At 69.0% G+C, this 306-nt stretch carries 1 protein-coding gene; it reads right to left on the reverse strand.

What is annotated here, in order from left to right; translation table 11 throughout:
• Positions 1 to 306: methyl-accepting chemotaxis protein (locus tag E9549_RS22965; protein ID WP_236828907.1), on the reverse strand; the 306-nt coding region annotated here is incomplete at both ends.

A 306-nucleotide genomic window follows, 5' to 3' on the forward strand; every position in this document is an offset into this window, starting at 1 on the left:
GACCGGCTCATCTCGTTGGTCGTCGCCGTCTGCTCCTCCACCGCCGAGGCGATGGTGGTCTGCCGGTCGGAGATCTGCGCGACGATCTGGGAGATCTCCTCGATCGCCGAGACGGCCGCGGTGGTGTCGCCCTGGATGGCCAGCACCCGCTTGGCGATGTCCTCGGTGGCCTTCGCCGTCTCCTGCGCCAGCTCCTTGACCTCGTTCGCGACCACCGCGAAACCCTTCCCGGCCTCACCGGCGCGGGCGGCCTCGATCGTGGCGTTCAGCGCCAGCAGGTTGGTCTGCTCCGCGATGCTCGTGATC

The sequence above is a fragment of the Blastococcus sp. MG754426 genome (genome assembly GCF_021699055.1).
Lineage (GTDB): Bacteria > Actinomycetota > Actinomycetes > Mycobacteriales > Geodermatophilaceae > Blastococcus.